At 45.7% G+C, this 19821-nt stretch carries 16 protein-coding genes and 1 riboswitch; of the genes, 5 read left to right on the plus strand and 11 right to left on the minus strand.

Going from position 1 to position 19821, the window contains the following annotated elements; translation table 11 throughout:
- Nucleotides 1-41 precede the first annotated feature (41 nt).
- The 4 genes from xseA to SPL68_RS09535 all read left to right on the plus strand — a co-directional run bounded on the left by xseA (nucleotide 42) and on the right by SPL68_RS09535 (nucleotide 3735).
- On the plus strand, nucleotides 42-1397 hold the full coding sequence (gene xseA / locus SPL68_RS09520) for an exodeoxyribonuclease VII large subunit (protein ID WP_323814869.1): 1356 nt from the start codon (nucleotides 42-44) through the stop codon (nucleotides 1395-1397).
- A 60-nt stretch (nucleotides 1398-1457) separates the two neighbouring features.
- Nucleotides 1458-1575, plus strand: a riboswitch (TPP riboswitch).
- A 41-nt stretch (nucleotides 1576-1616) separates the two neighbouring features.
- On the plus strand, nucleotides 1617-2717 hold the full coding sequence (locus tag SPL68_RS09525) for an FAD-dependent oxidoreductase (protein WP_323814870.1): 1101 nt from the start codon (nucleotides 1617-1619) through the stop codon (nucleotides 2715-2717).
- A 6-nt stretch (nucleotides 2718-2723) separates the two neighbouring features.
- Nucleotides 2724-2930, plus strand: a complete 207-nt coding sequence (thiS, locus tag SPL68_RS09530) for a sulfur carrier protein ThiS (RefSeq protein WP_323814871.1) — start codon at nucleotides 2724-2726, stop codon at nucleotides 2928-2930.
- A 1-nt stretch (nucleotide 2931) separates the two neighbouring features.
- Entirely contained in the window at nucleotides 2932-3735 is an 804-nt protein-coding gene (locus tag SPL68_RS09535) for a thiazole synthase (RefSeq protein WP_323814872.1), read from the plus strand.
- A gap of 42 nt (nucleotides 3736-3777) precedes the next feature.
- On the opposite strand, the gene SPL68_RS09540 is transcribed toward SPL68_RS09535, so the two are convergent.
- The 11 genes from SPL68_RS09540 to SPL68_RS09590 form a co-directional block, all read right to left on the minus strand.
- On the minus strand, nucleotides 3778-4914 hold the full coding sequence (locus tag SPL68_RS09540) for an HD-GYP domain-containing protein (protein WP_323814873.1): 1137 nt from the start codon (nucleotides 4912-4914) through the stop codon (nucleotides 3778-3780).
- 304 nt (nucleotides 4915-5218) lie between these two features.
- Nucleotides 5219-6112: an AEC family transporter gene (locus tag SPL68_RS09545; RefSeq protein ID WP_323814874.1), complete on the minus strand. Its 894-nt coding sequence runs from the start codon at nucleotides 6110-6112 to the stop codon at nucleotides 5219-5221.
- A 122-nt stretch (nucleotides 6113-6234) separates the two neighbouring features.
- Nucleotides 6235-8091 (minus strand): S8 family serine peptidase, encoded by a 1857-nt coding sequence (locus SPL68_RS09550; protein WP_323814875.1) that lies wholly within the window; start codon nucleotides 8089-8091, stop codon nucleotides 6235-6237.
- Nucleotides 8092-8311: 220 nt separating this feature from the next.
- Complete coding sequence (locus SPL68_RS09555) at nucleotides 8312-9280, minus strand: glycoside hydrolase family 43 protein (RefSeq protein WP_323814876.1); 969 nt, start codon at nucleotides 9278-9280, stop codon at nucleotides 8312-8314.
- Nucleotide 9281: 1 nt separating this feature from the next.
- Nucleotides 9282-10262, minus strand: coding sequence for a class 1 fructose-bisphosphatase (locus SPL68_RS09560; RefSeq protein WP_323814877.1), 981 nt, complete (start codon nucleotides 10260-10262; stop codon nucleotides 9282-9284).
- The gene (gene fbaA / locus SPL68_RS09565) at nucleotides 10259-11347 is read right to left on the minus strand and encodes a class II fructose-bisphosphate aldolase (protein ID WP_323814878.1); all 1089 of its coding nucleotides are present in this window, start codon (nucleotides 11345-11347) and stop codon (nucleotides 10259-10261) included. The genes SPL68_RS09560 and fbaA overlap by 4 nt, the downstream gene beginning before the upstream one ends.
- 182 nt (nucleotides 11348-11529) lie before the next feature.
- Nucleotides 11530-12822, minus strand: a complete 1293-nt coding sequence (gene rhaI / locus SPL68_RS09570; RefSeq protein ID WP_323814879.1) for an L-rhamnose catabolism isomerase — start codon at nucleotides 12820-12822, stop codon at nucleotides 11530-11532.
- A 12-nt stretch (nucleotides 12823-12834) separates the two neighbouring features.
- Entirely contained in the window at nucleotides 12835-15027 is a 2193-nt protein-coding gene (locus SPL68_RS09575) for a bifunctional rhamnulose-1-phosphate aldolase/short-chain dehydrogenase (protein ID WP_323814880.1), read from the minus strand.
- Between the two features lie 397 nt (nucleotides 15028-15424).
- A complete protein-coding gene (locus tag SPL68_RS09580) occupies nucleotides 15425-16210 on the minus strand; it encodes a DeoR/GlpR family DNA-binding transcription regulator (RefSeq protein WP_323814881.1) in 786 nt (261 codons plus the stop codon).
- Nucleotides 16211-16346: 136 nt separating this feature from the next.
- Complete coding sequence (locus SPL68_RS09585; protein ID WP_323814882.1) at nucleotides 16347-17300, minus strand: alpha/beta hydrolase; 954 nt, start codon at nucleotides 17298-17300, stop codon at nucleotides 16347-16349.
- A gap of 17 nt (nucleotides 17301-17317) precedes the next feature.
- Complete coding sequence (locus tag SPL68_RS09590; RefSeq protein WP_323814883.1) at nucleotides 17318-18733, minus strand: FGGY-family carbohydrate kinase; 1416 nt, start codon at nucleotides 18731-18733, stop codon at nucleotides 17318-17320.
- Between the two features lie 223 nt (nucleotides 18734-18956).
- On the opposite strand from SPL68_RS09590, the gene SPL68_RS09595 reads away from it, so the two are divergent.
- Nucleotides 18957-19793 (plus strand): triose-phosphate isomerase family protein, encoded by an 837-nt coding sequence (locus SPL68_RS09595; protein ID WP_323814884.1) that lies wholly within the window; start codon nucleotides 18957-18959, stop codon nucleotides 19791-19793.
- The last annotated feature ends 28 nt before the right edge of the window (nucleotides 19794-19821 follow it).

Below are 19821 nucleotides of genomic sequence, written 5' to 3' on the forward strand. Positions count from 1 at the left end.
CAAGGCTATCGCCTTGGGCACTGATCGCCTAAAATGCGCCAATGACTAGCGATCTCTTTAGTAAAACCTCCGAACGTGACATCTTCAGTGTCAGCCAGCTAAACCGGCAGGCTCGGCAGCTGCTGGAGACTCACCTCCCTCTTTTGTGGGTTGAAGGCGAGCTTTCCAATGTGTCCACGCCTTCCTCCGGCCATTGGTACTTCACGCTCAAAGACGACCAAGCCCAAGTGCGCTGCTGCATGTTCCGCAATCGCAATATGCTGGTTCGCTTTAAACCTCAGCAAGGCCAACATGTGCTTCTGCGCGCTCGCGTCAGCCTTTATGAGGGGCGCGGCGATTACCAAATCATCGCCGAACACATGGAGGAAGCCGGCAGCGGTGCATTGCAGCGAGCTTTTGATGAGCTTAAACACAGGCTCGCACAGGAAGGCCTGTTTAACGAAGCCCACAAAAAAGCCTTACCCAGCCTGCCTAAACGTATTGGTGTGATCACCTCACCTACCGGCGCCGCCATTCATGATGTATTGAGCGTTCTGGAGCGCCGCTTCCCCGGCATCCCGGTAACAGTCATCCCTGTAGCCGTACAGGGCAAGGAATCAGCACCACAGATAGCCAAAGCAATCGACCTCGCCAATCGCTCTGGTTTATTTGATGTGCTACTACTCACCCGTGGTGGCGGTTCAATGGAGAATCTTTGGTCGTTTAACGAAGAGATTGTCGCCCGCGCTATTTTCAATAGCGAACTGCCGATCATCAGCGCTGTAGGCCACGAAGTGGATTTCACCATCGCCGATTTCGTCGCGGATTTGCGCGCACCCACTCCATCTGCAGCCGCAGAAATTCTGGTTCCCGATGCCGATGACTGGCTAGACAAGTTCATCGGCTTTGAAGTTTTGCTCGAAGAAAGCATGCTGCGAAAGCTCAGACAATGGCAAAAGCATTTACAGAATTTACGCCAACGTTTGCGCCATCCGCGCGAACGATTGGAGCAGCAATCGCAACGGCTAGATAACCTCGAATTGCGCCTGAAAAATCATATTAAAACCTTATTAAACGACGCAAAGCATCGCCTTCAACAAATACAAGTTCGCCAGCAAGCCCAGCACCCACAAGTGCGACTCAAACAATTGACCGAACAAGTAAAATCCCATCACCAGCGCCTGCAAAAAGCTCAATATCGGATTATTGAGCGAAAACAGCAGGCACTGGGGGAAGCGATTCGCCTGCTGAATACCCTTAGTCCGCTCAATACACTAGAGCGCGGCTACGCACTGGTGACCGATGCCAACACCCAAAAAGTGATCACCAATAGCGACCAGGTTATGCCCGGTACCAGCATCAAAGCACGCATCGCCCAAGGCGAATTACTGTGCAAAGTGGAATCTATCAACAGCTAAATTAGGCGATGGATGATCGCCCACAGATTGCGAAGCGGATGTGCGGCCAGTATATTGGCCGCCTTCTTGTCGGGGCGCCCTGGCAGTCAATGACTGTACGGGGGCTGAGATGGGCTCGGCCCAACCCGTAGAACCTGAACAGGCTAATACCTGCGGAGGGAACAAGGTGCTGATAGCTATTGCTATTCCCTGCCCTCCGCCTCAATTAATCGAGGCACTGTGACTAACAAACTTCCCACAACCATTGCGATTGCAGGTGCCGGTTTGCTCGGTCGATTACTGGCATGGCAATTACAAAAAGCCGGCATTCAAATCACCTTATTTGAAGCTGGCAGCTTCACACCTGATGCACCACAATCAAACCGGGCCGCTGCATTCACCGCTGCCGGCATGGTCGCCCCTTTAAGTGAAGCTGTAGTATCCGACGAAACCGTGTACCGCATGGGCATCTTTGCTCTGCAACAATGGCCAAAATGGTTTGCCCAATTGCCCGCCAATACGCCGCCGCTATTTTTTAATAATGGCAGCCTTGTTGTTGCGCACCAGCAAGACACCAGCGAGCTGGAACAATTCGAACGCGAACTGGGCTTCGTATTGCCCGACTGCAAAGGTTACAAACGTATTAATCAGCATGAAATCCGCCAACTAGAACCCGATTTGCAACCACACTTTCACAGCGGACTGTTTTTGGCTGACGAAGGTCACATCAACAACCGCGAATTTTTGCAAGTGATTGGCAATGAACTTTCAAGGCTCGGCGTGATAATTCGAGCAAACACATCGGTTGATGTATACCCCGGCAAAATATCCACTGAAACTGGTGATGAACATTTTGATCTGGTAATCGATTGCCGCGGATTGGGCACAAAAAAACAATTCGGAAAACTGCGCGGCGTACGCGGCGAAACCCTGCACGTAGAAACCAAAGAAATTCACTTGCAGCGCCCTGTGCGATTAATGCATCCACGCTATCAACTTTACGTAGTACCCAAACCCAATCACCGCTTTATGATCGGCGCAACACAAATCGAGAGTGAAGATCGCTCACCAATGACATTGCAATCGTCACTGGAACTTAGCAGCGCGCTATACACACTTTCACCCGCTTTTGCAGAGGCGCGCATTATTGAAATGGATACCAACTTGCGTCCGGCCTATATCGACAATATGCCCAAGGTTAGCATTCAGGACGGGCTGATCAGCGCAAACGGACTATTTCGCCACGGTTATCTACTCGCACCTGCGGTTGTCGAAAACGTGCTGGCACACATACTTAATTATCCTGAAGCGGTTTTCTCATCACAGCTCAACAAACACTAAACAACCATGACAATTGAACTCAGCGTAAACAACGAAAGTAAATCACTGGCAAGCGACACACTGCTCAGTGATGCACTGCAAGAATGGGGTTATGGCGATAGTAAAATTGCCGTGGCGATTAATGGCGAATTTGTTCCGCGCTCCACCTATAGCGAACGCAAATTATTGAATGGCGATCAAATCGATATCGTCAAACCCGTGGGCGGAGGTTGATATGAGCCACACCAAACCTGAAAAAGATTTCACACTCTACGGCGAAACTTTTTCCAGCCGTTTTTTATTAGGCACAGCCCTTTACGCATCACCACAATTAATGCGCGATTCAATCATTCAATCCCGCTGCGAAATTGTTACGCTCGGACTGCGCCGCCAAAATCCGGCCAATCGCGATGGCGATGCAATCTGGCAATACATTCAAGAGAGCGGCTGCCGCTTGCTGCCCAATACCGCCGGTTGCAAATCAGTCAAAGAGGCTGTAACACTCGCTGAAATGTCACGCGAAATTTTTGATACAGATTGGATTAAATTAGAAGTCGTTGGCGATGATTACAATCTGCAACCCGATCCATTTGGATTGGTAGAAGCCTCCGAAATTTTGATTAAAAAAGGCTTCAAGGTTTTACCCTACTGCACTGACGATTTAATTCTATGCAAACGTTTGCTTGATGTCGGCTGCGAAGTGTTAATGCCTTGGGGCGCCCCCATTGGCACCGGCCAAGGTTTATTGAATCGCTACAGTTTGCGCACACTACGTGAACGCATCAAAAATGTACCCATGATTATCGACGCTGGATTAGGCGCGCCTTCACAAGCAGCCGAAGCAATGGAAATGGGGTTTGATGGGATTCTATTAAACACAGCAGTAGCAAAAGCGCACAATCCGCCATTGATGGCGGAAGCATTTGGCGATGCGATTGATTCTGGGAGAAAAGCTTACAAGGCGGGATTAATGCAAAAACGTCAAACGGCTAGTCCGAGCACCCCTACCATCGGCCAACCTTTTTGGCATCAACAATAAACGCAGAAATTAGCCAGCGGTTACATCAAATACATTATTGGATTATTTGATGTAACCGCTGATTTTTGTAAGACCATCCTGTAATCGGCGAGTGATTTGCGGATCTTTTCCCTCACCCGATAACACATACATTTGCATCATGCGGCTTAATCGATGCAAATGAAAACTCATTTCCTGCTGCATTAGTGACGCATCCGCCACCACTTTACTAAGATTGATCTCATCTTCACTAATCATCGATTCAAGCGACTCACGCAAATCCTCTTTAAACAACATGCTGCCTTTAAAGGTGGTGGCTATATGCAAAATAATATTTTGTAGGGCGTGCAATTTGCGATCACCATGAGTATATCCAACTGCCCCCAAGCAGTTACGCAATTGAATAAACCAGCTTTGCAAATGCAAATTCTGCTGCAACATCCGCTCGGCAAACTCAGGCACACCGCTACCACTAACAAGATTCGGAAGCGGCAACTCACTACGCAAAATCATGGCAGTCACAATATCGCAGCTGCGATATAAATAAGCACTGCGATTCATTTCCAACACCGGAATTACTTCGCGCCAGCGGCGTCCTTGGGCTTTAAAGTGGTTAAAGTAAATGCCCACCATTGCATCTGCAACTGCGAGAATCTGCCCTAAAATTGAAAGCTCACTCTCTACTTTTGCGGAAGGATAACCCGTCCCATCGCAGCGCTCATGATGCTCACCTACCGCCTCAATAATTGCAGATGAAAGACCATCTACTCCATTTAAAATTTGACAAGAAATATTCACATGAGCTTGCAGATGCAACCACTCATCAGCCGTTAGTTCTTCCGCTTTATTAAGCACATCAGGTTCTATATGCAACATACCGACATCATGAGCGATCGCAGCCCAAAATACATCGCAGGCATCACTTGCAGGCAAACGCATTTCTTGCGCGATGTATAGCGCCCACAAACTCACACAGAGAGTGCGCTGATACAAGTCATTCATTTGGGACTGCATTACCGTCAGAAATTGCTGTAAGAGCGGAAAATTAGTCAAGAGCGCACAAACAGGCTCCAGCGAACTTAGCGGATGTTTTCGCTCCGCCAAAGACTGAAAATATTCGGTGGAACGAATGGTATCCAGTAGATGCTGCAACAACTCATCGGCAGTAATTACTTTTTCGATACTAATGGAATTGATCAAAGGGATAGCAAGAGTTCTATTTTTTAGAGCGCAGATAGCTGCGAAATCCAGCAAAGTTCCTTTCGTGAGCAACAAATCACCTTCAACAGAACAAATATCATTAACAACCAATACGGAGTTATGAACGGATAGTTGCGCAAGGTAATTAGCATAGACTCCTGCTCGCAATGGATTCCATGCGATTAAAGCATTCCCTGAAGAAGACTTTTGCTGATTAGGCGACATAGATAACAACCATCCGTGCAGCAGATACTTAATTGAACAATGTTTTAATTTTTATTCATTCTGTTGTTTAAGCTTAAAACTAAATGACTAGTCGCCAGAGCCACACACTTACCAAACCAGCCAACAAGCTATAGCCAACCAACGAAGAGGCAAATCGCGGCAGCAAATTATGACTAATCGCCAAGACTCCGGCAGAAATCATCGCAGGCATAGCCGCCTCTAAAATCACAACCCGAGCAACCAAGCCATCAACATCAAAGAGCCGCAGACCCAATAACACAAATAATGGAGAGATAAACAGGATATAAACCAACCCCACTAACAAAGGTGAAAAGTGCTCAGCACTCATCGACAAACGCCATTGCAAACCAACGGCCACCATCACCACTGGTACCAGTGTAGATGAAATACGCGCAAGTGCTTCAGCCAGCCAATCCGGATAGCTGAAAAAACTCACTCCAAATGCAAGAATCAGCGCAATAAAAGGTGGGAACGCCATAATGCTACGCACTATTTTCGCAATAGATGTAGAGCCGGAAGAGTAATAACAAGCCACCACTATGCCGTAGGTATTCAAGGCGATGAAAGTACCCAATTGATCGTACAAAATCGCATAAGGAATTGCCTGCGCCCCCAAATGCGCCTCAATCAGTGGAATCCCTACAAAACCGGTATTGCCTAAAGGCACCAACAACATAAGCGCGCCCGTCAGCTCACGCGACCACTTCAATGCACGCGCAGTACACCAGGTTAAAGACGCGCTGAATAACATCACCATCCAGGCTGCAATTACCGGTATCAATGCCTCGTGAGTGTAAGAAAGCTTGGGGATTTCAGCCAATACCAACGCGGGCAAAGCCACATAAATCACATAGAGATTTAACGTAGCCGCCGCATTTTCAGGAAAGCGCTTGGCTTTCTGAAGCAGCAAACCAATGATCAAGGCGATAACAACAACAGCAATATTCGACATAAATTAAACTACAGCCAAAATTTTCATCAGTCACAATTTTGCGCCCATGTTTTTGCGACCGCAATAAAAAACCCGCTCGATTTTGTCGAGCGGGTTTTGCGTTTACAACTAAAAAATCGTATTTAGTTGTAATAGTTCATATACAAGCCCATTCGCAGTGCAGACCCAATATCACGATTTGCGAAGCGATTTATCTTCACCGTGTAATAGCCAGATTGGCTGGGAGTGAAGTTAACGTATTCGAATGAGTTATCCCACGAATAAGAACCGCCAACCAAACTCCCATTAGGTGCATAGACCCTCATATCCAAATCCATACCTATTGCATGCGCATTATTGCGGTGATCATAGGTGTAGCTACCACGATTCATCCACGCCAACGCAACACGTGCTTTTTTATAGCTACTGGAAATGTAAATTCGCGTCGTTACATAACCATCGCTGCTGCCATCATTTTTATCGAAGGTACTCCAGGATGCATTATTACCACTCCACCATGCCCAATAACCGTTGTATTGCGCACTCAAAAAGTCGATACCACCCAAGCCCACCTTATCGAAACCACCACTAATCGCATCAGTAGCGCCGGCCAACATTTTAGCCTTCGCCAAATAAGGGCGATACTTCAAATAAGTCGACGAACTCATCATATCTGCTGTAAATGCGGCGGCGTGCGGGCAAGACATACTGGTGCCCGTCATGGTAAATCCACCCGCAGTGATACTGGTACCAGGAGCAGATAATTCAGGCTTGTCATTACCAATACTTGGATCGGTAAACGATGAACCAGCATTAATCGCACTGGTGGAGTCGTTGTAATTTCCCACCGCAATAATATTCAACCCTTTACCAGGAGTAGAAATTGAACCCGAACTGCCGCCAGAGTTACCTGCACTATTGAACATCGCCAAACTGTTGTTGTAACTGTAGTTATCCCAGTTGCGGTCAGTAGTGTTGTAGTTGTTACTGGAAGCATCGCCATTAGAACGAGTAGTGATGTAAATACGGTCATTGCCACCAACCCCATCCAAATCGCCATCATTCGGTAACACTGCACTGCCGCGACAATATAAAAAAGACTCGGGCGATACACTGCGAATAATCGCACCCACGTTACGCGAGTGATCCGTTTCTGAACCGGCAAGGCGATCATAGTTGGTAATACGCGATTCATTCGCACAACCGCTTTCAGTCATGTAAATACCAATGCCATCACCACGAGTTGCACTGAACGGCAACGCCCAATTAATGATGTTAGTTGCAGCCATAGCACCGGCGATATCATCCTTAAATTCAGCAGTTGGTTCGATACCGGCAACCATTTTGTCGTCTGCATCAATCAAGCGCACCAGTGTTTCCACATCCAAATAAGCAGTCACCCCCTCCTCGCCACGCGCAAGAGATTCCTTTACTCCTTTTGCATCCAGCAATTTATTCGCCTCTGCCCAACGCTGAACAATAATGCCCCGCTGAGTATTAGCCTCACTTTGCAGTTTGCGCAATTTGTCCGCACTAGAGTCCCCAAAAGCGGCCAACTCTTTTGCAGTCAGCTCGCGTCCGTTCACCACGCCACTAGCGGCCTCGCCACTGCGAATTTCTCCAAAGCCGACTTCCACCGGAAAGCTCGGGCTCACATCAAGATTTAACGCAATATCCACCTGCAATACAGCACCATAGTTCCCGCTATTACGCATTTCATTAACCCACTTGACGATACGCGGATCAATTTTTTCTGTTTTGGCGAGAGGCACTTCTCGCTCTGAGATAATTTTCCCATCAGGATTAAGAATTTGAGTTTTCACCTCACCCTGAGCATCAACGATTTTGCTAAATAAATACTTAGCACCATCAATGACAGCAACTTTTGTTGTAGTAAGTGAAACATCTTTTGTTTGAGCGCTGACGTTGATAGCAGTAAAACTAACCGCAAAACCAACCGCAAGAGAGAGGGAGTTAAAAGCAAATGATGAAAGTTTCATAATAAGTTCCTTTATTAACTGAGATTTGGCCTAGCCCAAATAATCCTTTAGGCTGAACTCAGTGTAAGAAACTGAAACGGGCATATCTGTAATCAAGTACCACAAGAATTTGTGACTTTTTCACATAAAGTAAAAGCCACCACAGAAATATTCCATAGAGTTAAAATCAGACGAAAACCACACGACTCTTATTTAAAGTATAAGCGTTTAAAAAATTCAGCTAAAAACTCCAATTTTTTATTAACTTCGCAGGAACCTTAATAACGGTTCCATGGCGCATTCGCTGTGGAGTATCCGCATCTGGAAAATGCATTTGCTCGGATACGTCCTCCCAGTGAACCATATCGGTTGAACGTAATGCGCCATAACGATGTGTTGTATACGCATCGTAATAAATGAACGCAGCATCGCCGATTTGAATTCCCGTTGGGCCTTCGACCCAAACCCCTTCTGGGGTAATAGGAAGACTTAGTTTTCCAAAAGATCCGAGATAGGTTTCAGCAGTAGTGATCTGCAAGTATTTTTTAGGTGGGAAACGTGTTTCATCTTTTACAACAAAATATAGGTTTTCGTTAAAACGCAGAAATGTTGCATCAATTACGCTAAAACCGGGATCATAGAATATTTTAGTTTCGCTAAAACGTTTGAAGTCGCGAGTAGTGGTGAAATAAATGCGATGGTTGTAATCGCTTTCCGATGCCCCTTTTGTTTCCGAAAATTTACCCGTGATAGTGGATGACCAAAAAATGATAAATTGGCGACTTTTTTCGTCATAGACAATCTCTGGTGCCCATGTATTACGTACCTCAGGCTCATGCGCCATAACCGGAATTTCTTGTTGCTCACTCCAATTCACAAAATCCTTTGTGGATGCATATCCAATATTGTTTTCATTCCAGCCAGAGGTCCACACCATGTGGTAGGTGCCATCCGGCCCCTGTACCACACAAGGATCGCGCATTAATTTTGATTTGCCGATTGATGGCCGCCAATGATTTTCAGCACGCACTACCTTTTTCCAGTTATATCCATCTTTACTGACGGCGAGATGCAATCCATCCTCGCCGTTTTTGGTGAAATAGGTAAATAGATAAGCAGTATCGTCTTGTGTGGTTTTATCCGGAGATATACAACCGGAAAAACTGAGACAGACAAAAACCAACGAAATCCAGGCAAACAGTTTTTTCATATCAATCCGCATAATCATTTGTAGATAATTTACTGAAACAACTTTTCACCAAAAGCTCATCACCTAAAATAATAGGCGTTCGCTGATGCAAGCTCTTTAGTGTAGTATCTAGAGCTGCTCCGGTTTCCGTATATGCCAAGCCCCCCGCCGCCTTCATCAATAAGGCCATCGGAAAAATTTCATACAGTAACCGCAATTTTGCTGGCTGGTTTGCGTCGCGGGAATCACTAGGATAAATAAATACACCACCACGAGTTAATATTCGATGCACATCGCCAACCATCGCGCCTTGCCAACGCATATTGAAACGTTGAGAACCTGAAATGGGTGCGAATAATCTAAACATGTAATTCTGAAATCGTTTTGGCCAATAAAACAAGTTAGCCATATTTGCAGCAACTTCCCGCACCCCTTGCTGAAATTTTATTTCGGCTTTAGACAAATGAAATTCGCTCGTCTGTTTATCTAATGTAAATTCATGGCACTTCGAACCTGTTGTTATCACCAAGGTGGTGTATGGGCCATAGAGCACATAACCAGCACAGAGTTGAGCACTTCCCGCTTGATAAAATTGTTCATCGCTATGATAAGGCACATCATTACGCGCATTCATAATGGTAAAGATAGTGCCAATCTGCCCGTTGACATCGACATTACTACTACCATCCAACGGATCAAATGCAACAATATAAGGCGCACCGGCAGCCCCCAATTGAGTATGCTCTTCCTCTTCTGAAGCCATGGCACGCACGGAGCCTTGCTTGCGTAAGGCAAGGATCAACAAGTCGTTGGCGATAACATCCAATTTTTTTTGCACTTCACCCTGCACATTCTCGTCTTGAGTTGCCCCCAAGGTATCACCTAAAGCGCCCTGCCCGACTTGCCGCGCAATTTGGCTACAGGTGGCGACGATAACCTCAACAAGATTGATAAGTGCAGGTGTTGCCTGCTCCTGAGTTAATACATCTTTTACCGAGATCATGATTTCGCCTTATAGCGACCAACACAATTTAATTGCACGAAAGACTCCGTCAGGCGTACAACCATCGATTCTTCTGCACTGCGCAGCCACACGCGTGGATCGTAAAACTTTTTGTTGGGTGCATCAGCGCCTTTTTCATTACCCAATTGACTATGCAAACGCTCCGCATTAGCGCGATAGAAGTTTAAAATTCCTTGCCAGAACGACCACTGAGTGTCGGTATCTATATTCATTTTGACTACTCCATAATTAATGGCAGCCGTTATATCAGCAGGGTCTGAACCTGACCCACCGTGAAAAACCAGATCCAAAGAATTGTGACCAAGCGAAAATTTTTCACTCACAAAATCTTGAGACTCTTTCAGAATCAAAGGCTTTAATTGCACATTGCCGGGATTATAAACACCGTGAACATTGCCAAAAGATGCAGCAATGCTGAATGATTTACTAATTGGTGCTAATTGCTGATATGCGTAAGCAACATCTGCGGGCTGGGTATAGAGTGCAGATTTATCCATATGGCTATTATCAACGCCATCTTCTTCACCACCTGTGCAACCTAATTCTATTTCCAATCCCATTCCCAGAGAGGCAACTTTTTGCAAATACTCAGCACTGATCGCGATATTTTCTTCCAGTGACTCTTCGGATAGATCAATCATGTGTGAACTAAAAAGTGGCTTGCCTGTTTGCTCAAAATGCTCCTTACCCGCCACCAATAAACCATCAATCCACGGCAATAATTTTTTTGCAGCATGATCGGTATGTAAAATCACAGGCACTTCATAATATTTAGCGACTTGATGTACATATTTCGCCGCGGCAACAGCGCCCAACACGGCCGCATCTTGCCCAACCAATTTCAATCCTTTACCGGTAAAAAAACTCGCGCCACCATGAGACAACTGGATAATCACCGGCGAACCAATGTTGCGCGCAGCTTCAAGCGCCGCATTGATAGAGTTAGTGCCAATTACATTCACGGCCGGAATTGCATAGCCATTAGCTTTTGCATCGGCATATACAGTTTGTAAATCCGCACCAGTGATTACACCGGGAGCAACGAGGTTTTGCAGGCTAGTCATAATTTTTCTCGTTCAATTCATTCAAAAATTTATTCAACAATGAGAAATGTCATCTGTGTTAATTCGCCATTTTTTGGGCAAAAGAATCCACACAACTTTCAGGTCATCCCGAAAATAGCTCAAGCAACAGAGTGGTTTTCAAAAAAAGCGCCGGAATGGCGCTTTTTTTATTTACAGCAGGATCAGATAATTCCTGATCCGGTTGCTTTAGGATCACGCGGACGTACGGGAGCCATTTTGGCTCTGTACTCAGCTGTACGATAGGTTTTCAGAGGGTTAATTGCGGCACCCTTGCGGTAGCGCGCCATCGCCAGTATGGGTGCCACATCAAAGTTAAATGCACGCTTCAACTCGCCTGCGGCCATAATCGCATCGTTGGCTTCTTGATAGCCGTAAAGCGCGTCGCGATTTACCAACAATGCTTTGACGTATGAGCGTTGAACTTCAATCGCAGAGGTCACCAAACTTTCAATAGGATCGGTCACGTTGTGTGATTGATCGAGCATATAAGCAGGATTGAATTCAGATTCTTTGCGATATTCGGCATCAACCAACTCGTTGAAAATCAGAAATTGTTGATAAGGTTGCAGCGAGCCTGAATCCAGATCGTCATCACCGTACTTACTATCATTAAAGTGGAAGCCGCCCAATTTTTTAAATTGAATCAAGCGTGCGACAATCATTTCAATATTGGTGTTAGGAGCATGATGCCCCAAATCAACCAGTGACTTACATTTTGGCCCCAATTGCATAGCAGCAAGAATACTGCTGCCCCAATCCTGAATTACGGTTGAGTAAAATGCAGGTTCAAACATTTTGTGTTCGAGATGCATCTCCCAATCCGCAGGCAAGCCTTTGTAAATTTGAGCCGCGCTTTCCAGATAACGCTCAAACGCGCGCTGAAAATGTTGCTGGCCGGGATGGTTGGAACCATCGCCCACCCATACGGTTAAACTTTTTGCACCCAACTGTTGGCCGTAGCTAATGCAATCCAAGTTGTGTTGGATCGCTAAATCGCGTGACGCCTTTTCAGTGTTACTCAAGCTGCCGTATTTGTAAGAAACCTGCTGGCCTGGCTGATCCTGAAAAGTATTGGAGTTAACCGCAACCCACTTCAAACCATAGCTATCAGCATGTTGTTTTAATTCTGAGAAGTCATTCACCACATCCCAAGGAAAGTGCGGGGAAATGCTGTCAGTACAACCAGACAGCTCGTTAATAACAGCGCAATCTTCTACTTTTTCAAAAATATTGCGCGGCTCCCCCTGCCCTGGGAAACGCGCGAAGCGAGTCCCACCGGTGCCAGTTCCCCAGGAAGGAACTGCAATTTGGAAATCAATAGCGGCTTTAGTGATCGCTTCAATATCAATTCCATCACGGCTGAGTTTTTCACCCAGTGCATTAAAGTCGGTTTGCAAATATTTAAATTCGTTTTCGTTTTGCTCGTGTACAACAGCGGAATCAATGCGTTTCATAATTATTGTCTCTTAACGTAAGAAGGCTTCGTGCAAACCACCATCAACACTGATCACTTGACCCGTGGTTTTACTCAGTTGACCGGAAATTAGTAAGAAGGCCGCTTCCGCCTGATCATCAGGAGTAATTGGCTGTTTAGTCAAAGTACGCTGGGCATAGAAATTTGCCAGCTTGGAGCGAAGAGACTCTGTCGTTTCGCTCTCATCAAATGGAATATCGTATTTCGCCAGCGATGAAATCACCCGGTCGCGCGGGAACATATTGCTGCCCTGCACTACAGTCGCGGGAGCAAGTGCATTTACATTAACCAGTGGAGCCATAGTCACTGCCAATTCGCGCACCAAGTGGTTGGCCGCTGCTTTGCTAGTGTCATAGGCTAACGAGCCTTTTTTCGACACAGCCGCATTAACGCTGGTCGTTAATACCAATGAGCCGTGCAGCTTTTGCTTCGCCCAAATGGCTTGCGCTTCAGAGGCAACGACATAACCGCCCTTCACATTCACGCCGAAACTTATATCAAAAATTTTGTCATTTTGATTTAAATCGGCGCCCTCGGCGATAAACACACCGGCGGTTACAATCACATTATCAATACCGCCGTACGCGAGAATAATTTGAGTGAACATCTCGGTTACAGTTTCGCGTTTAGTGATATCAACTTGCAATGCGATCGCAGGACCGCAACTGGAAATTCCAGTGCCTGCCACACCGATACCTTGGCCATAAATTTTAGTCAGCTCTGCTGCCGTTTGCTCTGCTGATTCAAGACGCAAATCTGCGCAGACAACATGTGCACCTTCTTTAGCAACACGGTGAGCAACAGCTTTACCAATACCATCGCCTGCACCAATCACTACCACTACATTGCGCGCTTGATTAGCCTCTTTTGGCATACGCTGCAATTTGGCTTCTTCCAGAGCCCAGTATTCAATATCAAAAGCTTCTTGTGCAGGCAGCGCAGTGTATTCAGAAATCGCTTCTGCACCGCGCATTACTTCGATTGCGCAGTTGTAAAACTCTGCGGTCACGCGCGATTCAGATTTGTTTTTACCCCAGGCGATCATGCCTACACCGGGGATCAATACTACAGTTGGGCTTGGATCGCGCATCGCAGGAGAATCAGGGCGCTTGCAAGACTCATAATAAGCTGCGTAATCCGCGCGATACTTTTCCAAACCGGCTTTAAAGCGGCTGATTAAAATATCGAGACTGTCATTTTGCGGATCAAACTCAACGTAGAGCGGTTTGATTTTGGTGCGCAAGAAGTGATCCGGACAAGAAGTGCCCAGCTCGGCTAGACGCGGTGCATCCACGCTGTTTACAAAGCGCAGCGTCGCCTCGTCAGTTTGCACTGTGCCGATAAATTTCACTTTTTCAGAAATAAGGCCGCGCGCCAGCGGTAGGAATTCACGCAGCAGTTCAGTGCGCGCCGCATCGCTCAGGCTTTGATATTTAGCGCCACCAAAGGTTTTCTCGCCTTTGTCATGCCGCTCAATGTAACGAGCAGCAGTTTCAATCACCCACAGCGAGGTCTCATAACAAGATTTACTCTCGCTCGACCAGTTAGTATGTCCGTGCTGACCTAAAAGAATCCCCAAGCTATCCGGATTACTGGCGTAGAGTTCTTCACAGGCTTTAGCTGCCTCCCACCCCGGGCGCATCCAGGGCAGATAAGTTAATTTTCCACCCCAAATTTCTTTAGTGAGCTTTTCCTGATCCTTACAAGAAGCAACTGAAATCACGGCATTTGGATGCAAGTGATCCACGTGCTTTTGCGAAATCATTGAATGCAGCGGAGTATCAATTGATGAAGCGCGAGGGTTCAAACAAAAATTACAGTGAGTGAACATCCCCACCATGCGGTCCTCACCTGCGGATTTGTAGCCCTTGTCTGAATAGGCTTGATATACCTTATCCAAGGCTTGCAGCTTGCCGCTGTATAAAGAAGAGAAATTATCTTTTTTAGATGTACGCAAATCGCCGCCAGATCCTTTTACCCAAAGCACCTCAACTTTCTCGCCGGTAAGCGGATCTGTTTCCATTAATTTGGCTGATGTATTGCCGCCACCAGTATTGGTTATGCGCTGGTCTTCACCCAATTTATTCGAGCGGTACACCAGGTTTTCTACCGGGTTCAACTTATCAGCAACTGCATCATCCCAGAGGTAATTAACGTGCTTATATTCATCTGGCTTGTACGACATGGATGAGTCCTATTATTAATAGTGGATACAACGTGATAGATCAGAGCAAAACGATCAATGCAGTCAATATAGCTACATTCAGAAGCATTTACAATCATATTCAATCATTAATGATCCAAAACAAGGGATTTCGATCATTAAATTTAGAATTTATGCCTAAAAGTGATTAAATAAAGAATGATTGCTGCGACCGACAAGAAAAAACCAGGTGCCTGCGCCATGCCCAATAGCTTTAGTTTAGGTGAGATTTGCAGGAAGCCTTCGCAAGATAACCAAGGAATTTAAACTGTAGATAATCAGGCAGGCTCGCATTAAGCGAACCTGCTGTCGGTAAGAGATGGGAAAAATCAAGGAGCAAATAAAATGGGGAGGAGCTAAATCAGCCTAGCTGGCAATATTAATCACAAGCATCAACCACGATAACTTCAATGCCCTGCTGTTCAAAATGAGCCAGAATAGCCTTATCGGCATTGCTATCCGTAATCACTACATCCACATCCGTGAGCTTGCTAAAAATTAAATTGCCTTTAACGCCAATCTTGGTGCTATCAGCCAAAACAATTAATTTTTCAGCGCGCTTCCGCAGTTTTTGTTCAGCCAATATGAGTAATGGATCAGTTTCCATTACGCCGATTTCACTAATGCCCGGACACCCCATAAACATCTTGCTACCGTGGTAATTTTGGGTAGTGTCATTTTCAAAAGAACTGAGAATAATGCTCTGTTTACGGTATACCTCACCGCCCGGCAAAGTAATTTGGTTTTGGCTGGATTCCAGTAATTCATGAGCCAACACAAATGAGTTGGTCAGAATATTCATGCGACGCTCTTGTAAAAACTCCGCCATCATAAAGGTAGAAGAGCCACCATTAATAATGACCGACTCGCCATCTTCACAAAGCTCGACCGCACGTTTGGCGATCATGCGTTTGGTATCAACATTTTTTTCTTTATCGACCCAAAAAGATTTACCGGCAATTTTTGCGACAGAAACAACTTTGGATTGAATAACCTCTGCCCCGCCACGGATTTTTTTAATTTTCCCCTGGGATGCCAGTTTATTTAGATCGCGCCGAATCGTTGCTTCAGAAGAATTAAGCTGTTCGCAAAGTTCGCCTACCCGCGCAAACTGCGCTTCATCTAAAAAATCCAAAATAAGTTGTTGACGCTGCTTTTCCAGCATAAATTTGCCCCGATAGAGAATTGAGAAATCCCAGAACCGATAGTTTGAAAATCACATTTTTAGCTAATAAAGTGATCATACTGAGATAACCAATCATAATCAATCAAATATAAGGGCATTTGATTGATTTGCTCCATTATCGCTTTAGCAAACCTTCGCTGTTCATCCAAAGATCCAGACTTTGGAACCAATCAATTGGATTGCGCAACCCAAAACCATGCCCACCTTGCGGCAAGAGGACGAGCTGACTGGGAACATGCTGAGTGTGCAGCGCCTGATAGTAAACCCATGCGTTTTCCATCAATACCGCCTCATCATCCTGAGCATGCACAATGAATGCCTTAGGGGTTTCCGTAGTTACTTGCAGCTCATTGGAAAAATACTGGCGTTGCTGCTCACTAAAATCGCTACCGAGTAAATTTTGGCGCGAGCCTTTGTGAGTGATTTGCTCATCAAAACTGATTACGGGATAGATCAAAATTTGAAAATCAGGGCGAAGATTTTTCCCCTTTAACTGCGGGTTTACTGCATCTTGATAATGAACGGCAGCCGAGGATGCCAAGTGCCCACCAGCAGAAAAACCCATGATGCCAATCTTGTTAGCATCGATCTGCCACTGCTGGCTGTGGCTGCGTACCAAGTGAATCGCTTGCTGTACATCTTGCAGCGGGCCAACACTTTTATCCTGCATGCTCACATCCATCGGCATGCGATATTTCAACACAAATGCGCTAACGCCTATCTGATTAAAACGTCGTGCGATTTCATCACCCTCTTTAACGTTCGATACTCCCGCATAGGCACCGCCCGGGCAGATGATAACTGCCGTCCCATTTGCGATCTTGGGATTGGCAATATAAGCCGTCAGATTGGGATGTGTCACCGCCATCAAAAAAGTATCTTTCGCTGCTGGGTCGCGCTGATATTCAAGATTGGCGGTAGCCAGCGCCCCCGGAATTTCTCCGTCATATAAATCAATAATTTCAGCTTTACTGATCAAAGAATTTGGCAGTGTGTTGCTACAAGCGTTTAGCAGATTTAGCGCTACCAACAGACCAGTCATTGCGCCTAATTTTTTAAATTTATTCATGTGACCACTCTTATGCTTTATTTTTCGCCTAGTTCAACTAGCTCGTACCATCTTGACCGGTACTCATTTAAACCAGTAAATCGGGACGGATTGCAGCTATCCAGAGATAAGTTAACTGCTGCTTGGGCATTTGATGCATCACCATCAAATTGTGTTAGCAGTATCGCTCCTTGTACCGTACCCGTATCATCAGCCGATAAATACACAGGTTGATGTGCGCGCAATTGTGCCACCAGCGCACACAATATTGGATTCTTAAGAAACGCTCCTTCAATATAAATAGCGCCAGTCGCCTGCAAATCATTTAATCGCTGGTCGATCATCAGCGCGCAGTACAGGGTTGCAATAGCACCTGCAAAAGCAGCTGATTGCGGACAATGCCATTGCGGCTTCATGCCGCCATAGGGGCCATTACCATCACTGAAATCCGGTGTAACCATCCACAAATTTTCCAGCACTGTCTGCACATCCTGTTCTGATATGGGCATCGATATATCGCCGCCCAAGTACTGACAAATCGCATCATATTCCCGCCCACCCATAAAGCGTGCGCATGCGATAGGATCGCCATAAACATCGCAATTGGCGAGTGTATCGCGACGCTTATACAAATCGCTGAGATCGCCGCGTGCCTGCATCAAAATTGTCCAGGTGCCTGTTGATACAACGGTAAAAGAATCTTGCCGGGTTTTGTCATTACACAAATAGCGAAGGTAACTAGCGTTACTATCATGCAGACCAAGATATACCTTGCAGTTGACGGACAAACCTGTTGCCGCTGCCAACTCCGGGCGAACCACTCCGAGTGATGCCCAAGCTGATTGAAGCGGTGGCAACAGGCGTTGCCAATGGCACTTTTCTACCAGCGATGAGTAATGGTGAGCGGTAGGGTTCCAAAGATCCGTATGACACCCAAGCGAGGTCACCTCCCCTGCAAGCTGGCCGGTCAATCGCCAAACCCAATACTGTGGATACATTAAAAGATGAGTGGCCTTCGCAAATTTTTCTGGAAATTTTTTCTCTAACCAAAAAATTTGCCGCCCTAAATTTAGTCCCGCAGGTAAATCGGGCGAAAGACTTTCTGAAAACGCAGGGCGCAGCACACCATATTCTTTATCCAACTCATTCGGACCAGTAAATTCGTAATCCAGTATCGGTAGGACTAATCCATCATTATCTTGGCCAGATTCCGAATTTATTAAGGCTGCCGTTGCGCCGTGCGTAGTCACAATGATCGCATCGATCATTTTTGCTTGAGAATAATTTGTCAGAGTCGCTAATAACCACTGCCAGATCCCAGCTGCATCCGCATGTGGGTAAGGCTCAATATTGATCGGTAAATTTTTGCGGGAATAGCTATCACATAGCTGACCTGAGTCATCGACCAACTGTAGTTTAACGTTAGTTTTTCCAATATCGAGAACAGCTTTCATAGTTACGGACACTGTAGTTAGACTTATTTTAGGTTAGTTACAAGCAATGATAGCAATTCCCCAATCCAAAACAAGCTTTATCAATCACTTTCAATCTTTTGTGGTCATATGTAGACTCGTCAAGCAGCCTGACGGCCATTATGTTCGTTAGGCGCACCCAACAATAAATCTTTTGGATCATTCTGTAGTTTTATCGAATGACCTTAACGGGAGCCAGAGAGCTATGAACAAAAGAGGCAAGATTATTATCGGCAATTGGAAGCTCAATGGCAGTAAACAGTTGGTAGAGGATACCCTGCTGGAGCTTGGCGAGGTCATCAATCAATCAGGTAAAGAATTTGATTGCTCCATTGCAATTTGCTCACCTGCCATTTACACCAATGAAATCGTTCAACTGGCCGCACGAATTAGCGACAAACTCATAGTCGGTTGTAAAAATATCAATACTGACCCTCACACCTTTACCGGTGAGCTAACTGCACAAGCAGCAAAAACACTGGGAACCAAACTATGCCTGGTTGGGCATGGTGAACGTCATTCAATATTGAATGAGGGTAATTACAGTAATCACCTCAAGATCAAACAATTAATACATGCAGGTATTACACCAGCGTTGTGCATTGGCGAAAAGCTTGAGAACCAATTAGCGGGCGACACCTACGACATCCTCTATCAACAGCTGACGCAATCGCTGAACGGAATAGAGCTAAATAATCACCCGCTCTATATTGTTTACGAACCAGCTTATGAAGCGAGTAGTTGCCAACGCTCTACAGCTATATATGCACAACCAATTCATGCAGCCATTCGCCAAATACTGAGTGATATTCTAGGCGCTAATTATGCCGACAATACTTCCATTATTTATGGCGGCAGTGTTAATCATGACAATGCACTAGAGTTGATCAACCAATCAGAAATTGATGGCTTACTGATTGGCTGTGTCAATGCAAACCTGCCTCATTTCCGTACTATTTGCAAAAAGGTTTTTTCGCACTCTCCTGTGTTCAGTTATTCAACAGAATCCAAAGAGTTTGAAAATTCTGCTCTATCGGCCTGAATGAAAGCCGGGTTAATAAAAGCCGCGT

This window comes from Cellvibrio chitinivorans (assembly GCF_035117775.1).
GTDB lineage: Bacteria > Pseudomonadota > Gammaproteobacteria > Pseudomonadales > Cellvibrionaceae > Cellvibrio > Cellvibrio chitinivorans.